This window comes from Amycolatopsis sp. NPDC051102 (genome assembly GCF_040682815.1).
Lineage (GTDB): Bacteria > Actinomycetota > Actinomycetes > Mycobacteriales > Pseudonocardiaceae > Amycolatopsis.
Genome location: NZ_JBFBBT010000017.1, coordinates 114,870 through 129,771, shown reverse-complemented (window position 1 = coordinate 129,771; position 14,902 = coordinate 114,870). Strand labels below are relative to the sequence as shown.

The following is a 14,902-nucleotide window of genomic DNA, read 5'->3' as shown; positions in this document are numbered from 1 at the left end:
GGCGGTGTCCGGAAGCCCGATGTGCGGGTTTTTGCTTGTATGACAGCGTTTTCGTGGTTCCACGGGAAACCAAACCGCCCTTGTCCATCGAACGGTGGACAGCCGGATCAGCCGCCCGTTGGTGGGATCCGACGCCGTCGGAGGTCAGGCTTGGGCCATGACCACAGCAGTCAGCGTGCGCGGCCTGCGCAAGCAGTACCCCGGTCACCTCGCCGTCGCCGGGCTGGACCTGGACATCGCCCCGGGCGAGGTGTTCTCCCTGCTCGGCCCGAACGGCGCCGGCAAGACCACCACCGTCGAGATCCTCGAAGGCCACCGGCAGCGGACGTCCGGCGAGGTCACCGTTCTGGGCGAGGACCCGGGCAAGGCCGGCCGCGCGTGGCGGGCGCGGCTCGGCATCGTCCTGCAGACGGCGACCGACGCCGCCGAGCTGAGCGTCGCCGAGACCGTCCGGCACTTCGCGAAGTACTACCCCCACCCACGCGACCCCGACGAGGTGATCGACAAGGTGGGGCTCACCGAGAAGGCCAAGGCGCGGGTCAAGTCGCTCTCCGGTGGCCAGCGCCGCCGCGTCGACGTCGCACTCGGCATCATCGGCCGGCCCGAGCTGCTCTTCCTCGACGAGCCGACCACCGGCTTCGACCCCGAGGCGCGGCGGCACTTCTGGACGCTGATCAGCGACCTCGCCGCCGAAGGCACCACCATCCTGCTGACCACCCACTACCTCGACGAGGCCGAAGCGCTCGCCGACCGCGTCGCGGTCATCGCGCGGGGCGAGATCGTCGCCCAGGACACCCCGCAGAACCTCGGTGGCCGGGCCGCCGCCGAAGCCACCGTGCGCTGGGTCGACGAACGCGGCGAGCACGTCGAGCGCACCGCGTACCCCACCAAGCTCGTCACCGAACTCTCGGCTGGGGGTCGAGAGCTTGCCGGGCTGACGGTGACCAGGCCGAGCCTGGAGGACATCTACCTGGACCTGATCGGAGACAAGGCATGACGACCCTTACGCTGCCCGGCCCACTATCTCTAGGGCTGGCTCGCGGCGGCACCGAACTGCGGCAGTTCTTCCGGCACAAGGAACAGGTGGTCTTCACCTTCTCCCTGCCCGCGGTGCTGATGATCCTGCTCGGGTCCATCCTGGACGGTCCGACGCGGCTCGACGGCGTCACCTCCGGCCAGCTGCTCGCGGCCGGGATGATCGGCTCCGGCATCGTGTCGACGTCGTTCAACAGCATCGCGACCGGCGTCTCGGCCGACCGCGAGACCGGCGCGCTCAAGCGCCTGCGCGGCACGCCGATGCCGCCGGCGTCGTACTTCGTCGGCAAGATGGTGCTGGTCGCGGTGTCGAGCCTGGCCCAGACCGTGCTGATGAGCGTGGTCGCCGTCCTGCTGTTCGGGCTGCGGCTGCCGTCCGATCCGGCGAAGTGGCTGACGCTGCTGTGGGTGTTCGCGCTCGGCATCGTCTCGTGCACCCTGCTCGGGATCGCGGTCAGCTCGCTCGCGAAGTCCACCAACGGCGCGGTCGCCATCGTGCAGATGCTGTACCTGGTGCTGCAGTTCATCTCCGGCGTGTTCGTCTCGCCGATCACGAACCTGCCGAAAGTTATGGTGGACATCGCGTCGTTCTTCCCGCTGAAGTGGATCTGCCAGGGGTTCCGGTCGGTGTTCCTGCCGGACGGCGCCGTGAGGATGGAGATGGCCGGGACATGGGAACTGCCGCGGGTGGCGCTGGTGCTGGGGATCTGGTGCGTGGTGGGAGCGGTGCTGGCCCGGCTGACCTTCCGGTGGACCGACGCGAAGTGACCGACGCCTGGGACCGGTTCAACTGGCTCTGGGAGATCCTCTTCGCGGTGGCCTACCTGGCCACGACCACGCTCGTGCTCCTCGACGGAGGCGACCCGCTGCGGACGGCGGTCGCGGTCGGGGCGCTCACCGCGCTCGCCCTGAGCTACCTGTTGTGGGGCCGCCGGCTGGTCCGGGACGACGACTCGTCCCTGCCGCAGCGGTGGGCGTTCGCCGTCCTGGTGCTGGTGCTGGTCGGGGTCGCGATGGTCGCCGAAGGGACGTCCGGCTTCATCCTCTTCATGGCGTGCCCGCTGCTGTTCTCGACGCTCGAGTTCCGGCCGGCGGCCGTCCTCACCACCATCGCCATCCTGACCAACCCCGCGGCCGCCATCGTCAACGACGGGCTCACCGGCCCGACGCTGTACATCATGCTGCCGATGACGGCGATCCTGGTCGTGTTCGGCGTGCTGTGCGGCAAGTTCATCGGGCACGTCATCGAGGAGAGCCGGGGCCGCGCGGACCTGATCGCGAAGCTCGAAGCGAGCCAGGCCGAAGTCGCCCGCCTCTCCCGGGAGGCGGGCACCGCGGCCGAGCGCGAACGGCTCGCGCGGGAGATCCACGACACCCTGGCCCAGGGGTTCACCAGCATCGTCACCCTCGCCCAGGCCATCGAGTCCGAACTGGACACCGACCCGGCGGCGGCGCGGCGGCACGCGGAGCTGGCCGCCCGCACCGCCCGCGACAACCTCACCGAGGCCCGCGCGATGGTCGCCGCGCTGGCCCCGGCGGACCTCGCGGCCGGTTCGCTCGTCGACGCCGTCCGGCGGCAGGCCGACCGCCTCGCCGACGAGACGGGCGTGCCGGTTCGGTACGAAGTGGACGATGGCCTGCCGTCGATCGGCATGGCAGGCGAGGTGGTCCTGCTGCGGGGAGCGCAGGAGGCGCTGAACAACGTCCGGCGGCACGCGGCGGCGTCGGCGGTGTCGGTCCGCCTGTCCGTTGTGGACGGTGCGTTCCGGCTGTCGGTGCGCGACGACGGAACCGGCTTCGCCCCCGACCACGCCACCGGTTTCGGCCTGCGCGGCATGCGGTCACGCGCCGAGCAGGTCGGTGGCAGACTGAGTGTCCGCAGTGGCCCCAGCGGCACCGAACTCACCCTGGAGGTGCCGGCTTGATCCGCGTCATGCTGGTCGACGACCACCCCGTCGTCCGCGAAGGGCTCCGCGGCATGCTCGAAGCCGAGGCGGACCTGACGGTCGTCGGCGAAGCGGGTTCCGGCGACGAAGCCGTCGCGCTCGACCGCGTCGCCGAGCCCGACGTCGTCCTGATGGACCTGCGGATGCCCGGCCTCGACGGCGTCGGCGCGACCCGGCGCATCCTGCGCGAGCAGCCCGGCCGCCGGATCGTCGTGCTCACCACGTACGAGACGGACGCCGACATCCTGCGTGCGGTGGAAGCCGGCGCGTCGGGCTACCTCCTGAAGGACGCATCCCGCACGGAGCTGGCGAACGCGATCCGCGCGGCGGCGCGCGGGGAGACGGTACTGGCACCGTCGGTGGCCGGGAAGCTGGTCAACCGCGTCCGCAACCCCGAACCGCAGCCGCTGTCGGCCCGCGAGGTGCAGGTGCTGCGGCTGGTCGCGAAGGGCGGCACCAACGCCGACATCGGCCGCGCGCTGCACATCAGCGAGGCCACGGTGAAGACCCACCTGCTGCGGGTGTTCGGCAAGCTCGGCGTCTCGGATCGCACAGCCGCGGTCACGACGGCGATGTCCCGCAACCTGCTCGGCTGACCCCACCCGGCCGTGCCGGAAGGGTCGACACGCGTGATTGGAAAGCCGACACGCGTGATTGGGAAGCCGACACGGCCGCAGCCGGCGCCAACGCCGTGTCGTCCCTTCAATCACGCGAGTCGACCCTTCAATCACGCGTGTCGACCCTTTGATCACGCGTGTCGACCTTTTGCGCACGGGGGCAGGACCTGCTGCGGCAGAGCTCGCGCGGCAGAATGCCTCCATGCTCTCCTCGACCGAACACGCCCTGCTCCGCCGGATCGCGCACGAGCAGGCCACCTGCCGGGCTCCGTCGCTGGTCGCCGCCGTGGTGCGGGACGGCGAGATCGTCTGGTCCGGCGGCCGGGGCCGCGTCGGCGAGCGGCAGCCCGGGACCGACACCCAGTACCGGCTCGGCTCGATCACCAAGACGCTCGTCGCCACCGCCGTCATGCGGCTGCGCGACGAGGGCCTCCTCGACCTCAACGACCCGCTGGAAAAGCACGTCCCCGGCACACCGTTCGGCGCCGCGACCGTCGCCCAGCTGCTGTCCCACACCTCCGGCCTGACGTCCGAATCACCCGGCCTGTGGTGGGAACGCACCCCCGGCGCCGACTGGGACGCGCTCGTCGGCAGCCTCGCCGAAGGCGCCACCAAGCACCGCCCCGGCGCGCGGTTCCACTACTCGAACGTCGGCTACGGCGTCCTCGGCGAACTCCTCGCGCGCCACCGCGGCAAGGGCTGGCTGTCCGTGCTCGACGAGGAGGTCCTCGGCCCGCTCGGGATGACCCGAACCACCCCGCACCCGGTCGGCGAGCACGCCGACGGCTTCGCCGTGCACCCCTTCGCCGACGTCCTGCTGCCCGAGCCGAGCCCGGACGCCGGTGCGATGGCCCCGGCAGGCCAGCTGTGGTCGACGGCGAAGGACCTCGGTCGCTGGACGGCGTTCCTCGGCGGTGACACCGGCGGCGTGCTCGCGCCGGAGACCGTGGACGAGATGCGGACCATGGTCACCGTCGACGACACCGACGTCTGGACGACCGGGTTCGGGCTCGGCCTGATGCTCGTGCGCCACCGGGGCCGCCGGTTCGCCGGGCACACCGGCTCGATGCCCGGCTTCCTGGCCGTGACGCTGGTCGACCCGGCCGCGCGGACCGGCGCGCTGGTGCTCACCAACTCGACCGCCGGCGTCGGCATCACCCAGCTCTGCCTCGACCTCATCACCATGACCGACGAGCTCGAGCCGCGGCTGCCCGCCGAGTGGCTGCCGTCCCCCGCCGACCCGGCGCTGCTCGCCCTGACCGGTCTCTGGCACTGGGGCCCGACGCCGTACCACCTGCGGCTGCTGGCCGACGGCCTGCTGCAGCTCGCCCCGGTCGAAGGCGCCGGGCGCAGCTCGCGCTTCCGCCCGGCCGGCCAGGACACCTACGTCGGCCTCGACGGCTACTACGCCGGCGAGACGCTCGAAGTCGGCCGCAACTCCGAGGGCGTCGCCACGCACCTCGACCTGGCGACGTTCATCTTCACGCGCACGCCGTACGACCCGGCCGCGCCGGTCCCGGGCGGCGTCGAGAACTGGCGGTGAGAGGTTGACGGGCCCCGCTCACACCCCCAGGGTGGTGAGCGGGGCCTTCACAACGGCGTGAAGCTACCGGGCCGGCACCGGGACGGAAACCGTGTTTTTACCCCCACGGCGACCCGCCCCGATGCGCCGACCGGCCCAGCGTTCCACATGCTGGACGCGAAATACCCACTTCACCAGCCCTATCCCGACCTGAGAGACTGACCACATGACCGACGCTGAGTTGACCATCCCCGCAGACCTCAAGCCGGCCGACGGCCGTTTCGGCTGCGGACCGTCGAAGGTCCGCGCCGAGCAGCTGAGTGCGCTGGCGGAGTCCGGCTCCACCTACCTCGGCACGTCGCACCGGCAGAAGCCGGTCAAGTCCCTCGTCGGACGCGTGCGGGCGGGCCTGTCCGAGCTGTTCTCCCTGCCCGAGGGCTACGAGGTGATCCTCGGCAACGGCGGCACCACGGCGTTCTGGGACGCGGCCGCCTTCGGCCTGGTCCGCGAGCGCGCGCAGCACTTCACCTACGGCGAGTTCTCCTCGAAGTTCGCCACGGTGACCAAGGGCGCGCCGTTCCTGGCCGACCCGATCGTCGTCAAGGCGGAGCCGGGCAGCGCGCCGGACATCGCCTACGAAAGCGGTGCGGACCTGGTCGGCTGGGCGCACAACGAGACGTCCACCGGCGTCGCGGTGCCGGTCCGCCGCCCCGAGGGCAGCGAAGGCGCCCTGGTCGCGATCGACGCCACCTCCGGCGCCGGCGGTCTCCCGGTCAAGGCCGAGGACTTCGACGTCTACTACTTCGCGCCGCAGAAGTCCTTCGCCGCGGACGGCGGGCTCTGGATCGCGCTGGCCTCGCCGGCCGCGGTCGAGCGGATCGGCGAGATCGGCGGCGGCGACCGCTGGATCCCCGAGTTCCTGTCGCTGACCACCGCGCTGGACAACTCCCGCAAGGACCAGACGTACAACACCCCGGCCGTGGCCACGCTGTTCCTGCTCGCCGAGCAGATCGAATGGATGAACGGCCAGGGTGGCCTGGAGTGGACGACCTCGCGCACGAAGGACTCGTCGTCGCGGCTGTACGAGTGGGCCGAGAAGACGAGCTACACGACGCCGTTCGTGAAGGACCCGGACCTGCGCTCGCAGGTCGTCGGCACGGTGGACTTCTCCGACGACGTCGACGCCGCCGCGGTGGCGAAGGTGCTGCGCGCCAACGGGATCGTCGACACCGAGCCGTACCGCAAGCTGGGCCGCAACCAGCTGCGCGTCGGCCTGTTCCCGGCCATCGACCCGGACGACGTCTCGAAGCTGACGCAGGCCATCGAGTACGTGGTCGAGCGGCTCAGCTGACCTGAGGCTCCGCGGAGGGGACCTGCACCGCTTCGGCGGTGGGGGTCCCCTTCTTCGTGCCGAGGCGACGGGCGCCGAAGGCGGCGAGGACCAGCAGGAGCAGGCCGAACAGTTCGTAGGACTCGGTGGCCAGCCACCAGCCGAAAGACGGCGCCGGGCGCGGGGCGAACCACATCGGGCCGGCGATGAACAATGCCAGTCCCGCGACGACGACCGCGGCCGCCACCCACCGGACCGCCCGCTCGAAGCGCCACGCGTACCAGCCGGCGAGCACCAGGATCGGCACGCACCACGTCCAGTGGTGGGTCCACGAGATCGGCGACACCAGCAGCCCGCCGAGCGCACAGGCGGTGAGCCCGAGCACCGGCTCGGCGGCGCGCACGATGACCACCGCGACCAGGGCCATCACGGCCAGTGCGGCCAGCACCCAGACGATCTCCGGCAGGCCGGCGCGCACGGTCAGGCCGTGCAGCGACTGGTTGCCGACGTAGTCGACGCCGCCGATGCGGCCCGCGTCGAAGACGAGCTTCGTCCAGTACGTGACGGACGCCGACGGCCGGACCAGCCACAACAGCGCCCCGGCCACCACGAACCCGGCGACCACCCGCGCGGCCGAGCGGAAGTCGCGGCGGAACAGGAAGTACACGACGAACACGGCCGGGGTGAGCTTGATCGCCGCGGCCACCCCGATCAGCAGGCCCTTCGTCCGCTTCCGCTCGCCGGGCAGCAGGACGTCGAGCACCACCAGCACCATGAGCAGCGCGTTGATCTGGCCGAAGCCCAGCGTCGAACGCACCGGTTCGAGCAGCGCGCCGGCGAGCTGGGCGCCGATCGCGACCAGCGCGGCCACCGTCCGGCCGCGGACCTTCGAGGCGTCGGTGAGCGAGCCGTTGAGCGTCGCCACGTAGAGGTAGGCGACGACGCCGGTCGCCAGGATCGACGCGATGCTGACCAGCTTCATCGTGACCGCGAACGGCAGCAGCGTGCCGGGCAGGAAGACCGCGGCGGCGAACGGCGTGTAGGTGAACGGCAGCAGGATCCGGTGCGTGGTCGGCACCCAGGCGTCGTACGGCGAGCCCTGCTCGGCCAGCGCCTTCGCGCCACCCAGGTAGACCTCGAGGTCGAGGCCGTCGAAGCGCTTGAGCACGAGCACCAGGACGACGGCGGCGATTTCGAGCACCGCGAGCGACCAAGCCAGCTTCCGCCCGACAAGCCACCCAGCCAACGCGTCCCCCTCGAACCAGGTCTTCGACCGGCCGAGATTACCCGGGGCTCAGCAGCAGCCGTGCACCGGCAACCGCACTGACCTGGCGTTCGCCGCGGTGACCGGGCGGCTCGCCGCGGCCTCGGCGTCGGCCAGCAGCCGGTCGAGATCGGCGCGGCCGAGCACGCGGCCGGCGGTGACGACCGTGTCGATCCGCCGGACCGCACCGATGTCGGCGAGCGGGTCGGCGTCCAGCAGCACCAGGTCGGCGTCCTTGCCGGGGGCGATCGTCCCGGCGGTGTGTGCCCGGCCGAGGAACGCCGCCGCGTCGCGGGTCACCGCCTGCAGCGCCCGCCGCGGGCTCAGCCCGGCTTCGACCAGCCAGCCGAGCTCGTCGTGCAGGCTGAACCCCGGGAAGACGTACGGGTTCTGGCAGTCGGTCCCGCCGAGGATCCCGACGCCGGCGCGGTGCGCCTCCCCGACGAGCCGCAGCTGCGCCTCGAAGTAGGCCTCCTGCTGGGCGGCCTGCGCGGGCGTGGCCGGGGAGAACAGCGGCAGCCGGTCGGCCCAGAGGTCGCGGATGTCCTGGGAGACGTACTTCAGCCGCCAGTCGTGCGCGTAGGCGTCGGCGGGCCGCGAGATCACCCGGTTGACCGTGAACGTCGGGCTGAGCCGGCTGCCGTAGGCGTTGAGGCCGGCGAAGTGCTGGGCCGCGACGGCCGGGGCGTACGCCTGCGCGGCCTGCCGGTCGAGCTCGCGGGCCAGGTTGAAGAAGTCGCGCGGGGCCTGCGGGTCGAACGGCGTCGCGTCGAGGCGGGCGAGGAACTCGTCCCGGCGGCTCGACGTCGCGATCGGGAGCCCGAAGAGGTGCTCGAAACTGCGCTGCCCGGCCCGGGCGGCGTCGAGCAGGCGGATCCGGTAGGGCCAGTGGCCGGCGAACGGCAGGCCGTGGCGGCGGCACTCGTCGGCGATCGCGGCGAAGGCGTCATCCGGCAGGTAGAAGTACACCTTGACGAAGTCCGAGCGCTGGGCGATGGCGGTGCGGACCGCGGCCCGCGCCTCCTCGGCATCGGCGACCTTGACGACCGGCGGGCCGAGCAGCGACACCGGACCGTCGATGATCGCGCTGGCCAGGACGACCCGCGGGCCGAGCAGCTCGCCCCGGGCGATCTTGTCGCGGGTGACGCGGTTTTCGTCGTACCCCTGCATCTCGCGGATGCCGGTGACGCCGTTGGCCAGGAACAGCGGCGGCCAGAGGTCCTCGTAGTCGATGCCGTGGGCGTGCATATCCCACAGGCCGGGCACGAGGTAGCGGCCGCGGCCGTCGATGACGCGGGCGCTCCCGCACGACGGCACCTCGGCCGCCGGGCCGACCCAGGCGATCCGGTCCCCGACCAGCACGACGGCGGAGTCCGGCCGGGCCGGGCCGTCGGTGCCGTCGATGACGGTCGCCCCGGTCACCACCACCACGGCGGTGCCGGCGGCCGCGGCCTTCTGCGCGAACACGGCGGGCGCCACCCCGGCGGCGGCCAGGCCCGCTCCCGCCGTCGCCAGCCACCGCAGGAAATCGCGCCGGTTCGCCTCGATTCGCAGCACTGCCGTCCCGCCCTTCGATCGGCTCCCTCCCCCACAACCTCATCCAACACCTCGCCGATCGCGTCGGAAATCTTCCAACGTGCTGAATGCCGGGCGGCCGGTTGACCGGCCGCCCGGCACTCCGTGCCTCCCCTCAGGCCAGCGCGCGCGTGGGCGCCAGCCGCGCGGCCCGCACCGCCGGGTAGGCCCCCGCCACCGCCCCGACGAGCGCCGCGACCCCCACGCCGCCGGCCAGCGCGGCCGACGGCAGCACCGCGGGCCACCCCTGGCTCAGCGCGTACCCCGCCGTCACCAGCACCCCGGCGAGCACCCCGGCCAGCCCGCCGAACCCCGACAGCAGCACCGACTCGGCCAGGAACTGGCCGCGGATCTGCCGTTTCGTCGCCCCGAGCGCCCGGCGCAGGCCGATTTCGCGCCGCCGCTCCAGCACCGAGATGACCATCGTGTTCGCCACGCCGACGCCGCCGACGAGCAGGGCGACGCCGCCGAGCCCGAGGAACAACGCGCTGTACGTCGTATCCGTCAGCTTCTGCGCCGCGAGGGCGTCCGACGGGCGGCGCACCTCGACCTCGTTCGGCGCCTGCGGGTTCAGCGTCGCGGCCAGCACCGAGCGCACGCCGTCCACTTGGGACTCTTCGGCACGGACGTACACAGTGGACGGATGGCCGTCGAACTCCAGCAGCCGCTCGGCGACGTCCCAGCCGACCAGCGCCGAGCGTTCGATCTCCGGGGCGAGCGGCATCGGCGCGAGGATCCCCACGACGGTGAACCACTGCGTCCCGATCAGCACCTGCGGCGGCCGGGCCGGGTCGACGTGGTCGATCCCGAGCCGGGCCGCGGCCTGGGAACCGAGCACCGTCACCGGGTAGTCCTGGTTGCCCGCGGCCAGGAACGCCCCCGCCCGGACCTTGCCGCCCAGCACGGCGAGCAGGTCCGGCCGCGCCGCGTACACGGCGAGCCCGGACGTGTCGTCCGGCGCGATCTTGTCGCTGCGCCGGACGCTCGCCGACGTCGTCCCGGTGCCGGCGGCCGCCTGGACCGGGCCGACGCGCCTGGCCATCGGGACGGCGTCGTCGGGCAGGACCGCGTTCTTCCCGAACAGCGTCTGCCCCGGCCCGGCGGTGAGCAGGTTCGTGCCGAGCGCGGCCAGCCGGTCGTGCAGGGCCTGCGCGCCGGACGCCGGGATCGCCAGCACCGCCACCATCGCGGCGACGCCGATCGCGATGCCCAGCGCGGAAAGCACCGCGCGCACGGGCCGGGTCCGCATGCCGTGCGCGCCGAGCGCGACGACGTCCGGCGGCTTCAGCCGGGCCGGCTCGGGCAGTTTCACCAGGGTCATCGCGCACCTGCCAGGCCGGTGTCGACCCGCAGGCGCCCGTCGAGCAGCTCGATCCGGCGCGGCATGCCCGCGGCGATCTCGCGGTCGTGGGTGATCACGACGATCGTGGTGCCGCCGGTGGACAGTTCGCCCAGCAGCGACAGCACCGACGCCCCGGTGGCGGTGTCGAGGTTGCCGGTCGGCTCGTCGGCCAGCAGGATCGCCGGGTCGTTGACCACCGCCCGGGCGATCGCGACGCGCTGGCGTTCGCCGCCGGAGAGCTCGCCGGGCCGGTGCCACGCCCGGTGTCCCAGCTTGACGCGGTCGAGCGCGGCCAGCGCCCGCGCACGCCGCCGTCGCCGCGGCACCCCGGCGTAGAGCAGGCCGGTGCACACGTTGTCCACCGCGCTCATCCCTTCGTCGAGGAAGAACTGCTGGAACACGAACCCGATCCAGCGCGAGCGCAGCGCCGAGACCTTGCGGTCGGGCAACGCGGCGACGTCGTGGCCGCGCAGCTCGACGCGGCCCGACGACGGCCGGTCGAGCGTGCCCATCAGGTGCAGCAGGGTGGACTTGCCGGAGCCGGACGGCCCGACGATCGCCACCATCTCGCCGTCTTCCAGGGCGAGCGAGACGCCGTCGAGCGCGGCGACCCCGCCGGGGTAGGTGCGCGTGACCTCGTGCACGCGCAGCACGGGCGTCACGACGTCGTCACCACCCGCATGCCCGCGGTCAGCCCGGCGCCGGTGACCTCGACCTTCCCACCGCTGAACAGTCCCGTTCGGACGGCGATGAGCCGTCGCTGGCCGTTCTCGTCGGCTTCGACGGCGTACCCGCCTTCGGCGAGCGCCAGCAGCGCCCCGACCGGGACCGCGAGCACACCTTGGTGGACGTCCTTGGTGAACCGGACGCTCGCCGGGGCCGAGTCGAGCGGGCCGGCGGCGGCCGGGTCGTCGAGCCGGACGCTCACGGTGATCTTGGGCTTGCCGTCGTCCTGGCCCGCCTGGTCCTTGCCCTCGACGGCGGTCCGCCCGACGTCGGTGATCGTGCCCGTCGTCGTCTTCCCGTTGATCGTCACCGACGCCTTCGCGCCCTGCTGGGCCAGGCCCTGCTTGGCCGCGTCCAGCTTGACCTGCACCGAACGGACGGTGCCGGTCGTCTTCAGCACCTCGCCCTGGGCCGGCGAGCCGAGCTTGGCCGCCAGTGCCGACACGCGGACCTCACCCGCCGCCAGCACGACGTCACCCTGGCCGAACGCGCCGGTCTGCTCGAGGCCGAGGGACTTCTGCCACTTCTTCAGCGCCGCCGCCGTCGCCGAGGTGAACTTCTTGTCCGGCGTGCCGAAGCCGCCGAACCCGCACGCCTTGAGGTTCTCCTCCAGCTGCTTGACGTCGGCGCCGTCGTCGGCGCCGGCCGCGAGATCGCGGTAGAACGGCAACGTGCCGTAGAACAGCGGCACCGGCTTCGCGTCCACTCCGTACACCGCCTGGCAACGGGTCAAGGTGGCGCCGGCGGCCGGCAGCGACGTGATCGTGCCGGGCTTGCGGCCGCCGACGGCCGACTCGTCGCCGTAGCCGAGGGTGCCGTCCGCCTCCTCTTCTTCGCTGAGGTCGGTCTTGACGACCTCGGCGGTCTCGACCGGCGGCGGCGCGGCCTCCTTCACCGGCGTCGCGCTCGACACCCGGGTCAGGATCACGACGGAGCTGGTGCCCAGCACCACGACCAGGACGGCACCGGCGACGAACCAGCGCGTCCGGCCGCGGCGGCGTGGCTTGAGGTGGGTCACTTCGGTCACTTGCCCGCCTCGGAGTGGATGCTCATGCCGAGCCCGCACGCCTTGGCGGCGTCTTCGAACTTCTTCGGGTCGTCGCCCGGCCCGCCGATCCGCGTCGCACCCTTGCCGCTCGGGTCGGGATCCGGCATGTCGATGCCGTGGTCCCGCATGCACTTGGCGTCCTTGCGCATCTTGTCGAGCTCCTCGGCGCTCGGCGGCTTCATCTCGCCGCCGTTGGGCATGAGGTGCTTGCACGCGTTCGACGCGGCATCGAGCTTTCCGTCGCCAGGCGCGACGCCCTGGATCGCGATCGACCCTCCCTTGCCGTCCCCGGCCGGCTTCGGGTCGGGCATGTCGACGCCGTGCTCGCGCATGCACTTCGCGAAGTCCCGCATCTTGTCCTCGTCGCTCTTGCCGCTGGCGTCGGCGGCACTGGGGCCGCCGCTCTTCGGCGGCGTCGAAATCGAGGCGACTTTCGACCCGTCGTCCGTCTTCGCGCCGCAACCACCGAGCAGCAGCGCCGCCCCGATCGCCGCGACGACGATCCGTGTCCGCATCGGCTCGCTCCTTTCCTCCGGTCGGGTGCCAGGTCTACGGATCCGGGCATTCGGGCGCGCTAAGCGACGTCGCTTATGCGGTCCTTATGGCCTGCCTGCGCAGACTGGGCCGGTGCGGGTGCTGGTGGTGGAGGACGAGCGGTTGCTGGCCGACTCGGTCGCGGAGGGGCTGCGGCGCTTCTCGATGGCCGTCGACGTCTGTTACGACGGTGCGCAGGCCCTGGAGCGGGTCGGCGTGCACGGCTACGACGTCGTGGTGCTCGACCGCGACCTGCCGGGAGTGCACGGCGACGACGTCTGCGCCGCCGTGGTGCGGGCGGGCGGCGAGGCGCGGGTGCTGATGCTGACCGCGGCCGCCGACGTCACCGACCGGGTCGCCGGCCTGGGCCTCGGCGCCGACGACTACCTGACGAAACCGTTCGCGTTCGCCGAGCTGGTCGCCCGGGTCCAGGCGCTGTCGCGGCGCGCGCGGCCGGCGTTGCCACCGGTGCTGGAGCGCGACGGCGTCGTGCTCGACCTGCCGCGGCACCAGGCCGCCCGCGACGGCCGGTTCCTGCTGCTCTCCCCGAAGGAGTTCGCCGTGCTGGAGGTGCTGATGCGGGCCGAGGGCACGGTGGTGAGCGCCGAGGACCTGCTGGAGAAGGCGTGGGACGAGCACGCGGACCCGTTCACCAACGCGGTCCGCGTCGCGGTGATGACGCTGCGGCGCAAGCTGGGCGACCCGCCGGTGATCGGGACGGTGCCGGGAGCGGGTTACCGGTTCGGCGCGCCGTGACCGGCCTGTCCGTCCGGACGAAGCTGACGGCCTGGTATGGCGGGCTCTTCCTGCTCGCCGGCACGATCCTGGTCGTCATCGACTACCTGCTGGTGCAGAGCACGCTGCCGGACCCGGCCCGGGTCGCCTCGACGACGATCGGCTCGGCCGACGCGCTGTACGGTGCCCAAGCCGGCACGGTCGTCGGTTCCCCGGGCGTGGCGGTGCAGCTGCTCAGCGGTTCGCTGGACACCTACCGCTCCTCGACGCTGTCGACCTTGCTGGTCGGCTCGGCGATCGCGCTGGTGGCGACGGCCGGGCTGGCGGTGCTGTTCGGCTGGCTGATGGCGGGCCGGGCGTTGCGGCCGCTGCACGACATCACGTCGACGGCGCGGCGGCTGGAGGCGGGCAAGCTCGACCGCCGGATCAACCTGGAAGGGCCACCGGACGAGCTGAAGGAGCTGGCGGACACGTTCGACGGCATGCTCGACCGGCTGGCGGAGTCGTTCGACAGCCAGAAGCGGTTCGTCGCGAACGCGTCCCACGAGCTGCGGACCCCCCTGGCGGTGCAGCGCACGCTGATCGAGGTCGCGCTGGCCGACCCGGAGGTGACGCCGGAGCTGCGGAAGCTGGGGACGCACCTGCTGCACACGAACGAGCGCAGCGAGCGGATGATCGAGGGCCTGCTGGTCCTGGCCCGCAGCGACCGCGGCCTGCACGCCCGCGCGCCGGTCCGGCTCGACGAGATCGCGGCGTCGGTCGTCCGGGCGACGTCCGCCCAGGCGGCTTCGGCCGGGGTGACGGTGGAGACCCGCCTGCGCCCGCGGACGGTGGCGGGCGACCCGGTGCTGCTCGAGCGCCTGGTGACGAACCTGCTGGTCAACGCGATCACGTACAACGCGCCGGGCGGCTGGGTGTACGTCGAGGTGCGCGGCGACCCGGCGCTGGAAGTCCGGAACTCGGGACCGGTGGTCCCGCCCGAGGCCGTGCCGACGCTGTTCGAGCCGTTCCGGCGGCTGGGCGGAGCGGAGCGGACGGGCGACACGCGCAACGCGGGGCTCGGGCTGTCGATCGTCCGCTCGGTGGCCCAGGCCCACGGCGGGTACACGGAGGCCCAGCCCGGCCGGCGTGGCGGGCTCACGGTGACCGTGCGGCTGCCGCCGTCTTGATCCACTCGATCGTGACTTTGCGTGTCCAGCGTGTCACCCCTTCGCCGCTGACCTGGCTG

Annotated in this window: 14 protein-coding genes; 8 read left to right on the top strand and 6 right to left on the bottom strand. The window is 72.6% G+C overall.

All coding sequences use genetic code 11. The features are described from left to right. The first annotated feature begins 157 nt into the window (after positions 1-157). From AB0M93_RS35125 to serC, 6 genes are all read left to right on the top strand, one after another. Positions 158-997 (top strand): ABC transporter ATP-binding protein, encoded by an 840-nt coding sequence (locus tag AB0M93_RS35125; protein ID WP_364281887.1) that lies wholly within the window; start codon positions 158-160, stop codon positions 995-997. Beyond that, on the top strand, positions 994-1,803 hold the full coding sequence (locus AB0M93_RS35120; protein ID WP_364281884.1) for an ABC transporter permease: 810 nt from the start codon (positions 994-996) through the stop codon (positions 1,801-1,803). The genes AB0M93_RS35125 and AB0M93_RS35120 overlap by 4 nt, the downstream gene beginning before the upstream one ends. Then, on the top strand, positions 1,800-2,960 hold the full coding sequence (locus tag AB0M93_RS35115) for a sensor histidine kinase (protein WP_364281882.1): 1,161 nt from the start codon (positions 1,800-1,802) through the stop codon (positions 2,958-2,960). Before AB0M93_RS35120 ends, AB0M93_RS35115 begins: the two co-directional genes overlap by 4 nt. After that, on the top strand, positions 2,957-3,577 hold the full coding sequence (locus AB0M93_RS35110; protein WP_364281879.1) for a response regulator transcription factor: 621 nt from the start codon (positions 2,957-2,959) through the stop codon (positions 3,575-3,577). Before AB0M93_RS35115 ends, AB0M93_RS35110 begins: the two co-directional genes overlap by 4 nt. A gap of 223 nt (positions 3,578-3,800) precedes the next feature. After that, positions 3,801-5,141: a serine hydrolase domain-containing protein gene (locus AB0M93_RS35105; RefSeq protein ID WP_364281876.1), complete on the top strand. Its 1,341-nt coding sequence runs from the start codon at positions 3,801-3,803 to the stop codon at positions 5,139-5,141. Between the two features lie 205 nt (positions 5,142-5,346). Next, on the top strand, positions 5,347-6,471 hold the full coding sequence (serC, locus tag AB0M93_RS35100) for a phosphoserine transaminase (protein WP_364281873.1): 1,125 nt from the start codon (positions 5,347-5,349) through the stop codon (positions 6,469-6,471). Here serC and AB0M93_RS35095 read toward each other — a convergent pair. The 6 genes from AB0M93_RS35095 to AB0M93_RS35070 form a co-directional block, all read right to left on the bottom strand. Continuing rightward, entirely contained in the window at positions 6,464-7,696 is a 1,233-nt protein-coding gene (locus tag AB0M93_RS35095; protein ID WP_364281870.1) for a glycosyltransferase 87 family protein, read from the bottom strand. The genes serC and AB0M93_RS35095 overlap by 8 nt on opposite strands. 48 nt (positions 7,697-7,744) lie before the next feature. Then, complete coding sequence (locus AB0M93_RS35090) at positions 7,745-9,271, bottom strand: amidohydrolase family protein (protein ID WP_364281867.1); 1,527 nt, start codon at positions 9,269-9,271, stop codon at positions 7,745-7,747. A 133-nt stretch (positions 9,272-9,404) separates the two neighbouring features. Beyond that, positions 9,405-10,610, bottom strand: a complete 1,206-nt coding sequence (locus AB0M93_RS35085) for an ABC transporter permease (protein ID WP_364281865.1) — start codon at positions 10,608-10,610, stop codon at positions 9,405-9,407. Next, complete coding sequence (locus AB0M93_RS35080; RefSeq protein WP_364281862.1) at positions 10,607-11,293, bottom strand: ABC transporter ATP-binding protein; 687 nt, start codon at positions 11,291-11,293, stop codon at positions 10,607-10,609. Before AB0M93_RS35080 ends, AB0M93_RS35085 begins: the two co-directional genes overlap by 4 nt. After that, positions 11,290-12,384 carry a peptidoglycan-binding protein gene (locus AB0M93_RS35075; RefSeq protein ID WP_364281859.1) on the bottom strand — a complete coding sequence of 365 codons (1,095 nt, stop codon included), beginning with the start codon at positions 12,382-12,384 and terminating at the stop codon, positions 11,290-11,292. The genes AB0M93_RS35080 and AB0M93_RS35075 overlap by 4 nt, the downstream gene beginning before the upstream one ends. After that, positions 12,381-12,920, bottom strand: a complete 540-nt coding sequence (locus tag AB0M93_RS35070; protein ID WP_364281856.1) for a hypothetical protein — start codon at positions 12,918-12,920, stop codon at positions 12,381-12,383. Before AB0M93_RS35070 ends, AB0M93_RS35075 begins: the two co-directional genes overlap by 4 nt. Positions 12,921-13,032: 112 nt before the next feature. Between AB0M93_RS35070 and AB0M93_RS35065 the strand changes: the two genes are divergently transcribed. Then, complete coding sequence (locus tag AB0M93_RS35065; RefSeq protein WP_364281853.1) at positions 13,033-13,695, top strand: response regulator transcription factor; 663 nt, start codon at positions 13,033-13,035, stop codon at positions 13,693-13,695. Further along, positions 13,692-14,843 (top strand): ATP-binding protein, encoded by a 1,152-nt coding sequence (locus AB0M93_RS35060; protein ID WP_364281850.1) that lies wholly within the window; start codon positions 13,692-13,694, stop codon positions 14,841-14,843. Before AB0M93_RS35065 ends, AB0M93_RS35060 begins: the two co-directional genes overlap by 4 nt. The last annotated feature ends 59 nt before the right edge of the window (positions 14,844-14,902 follow it).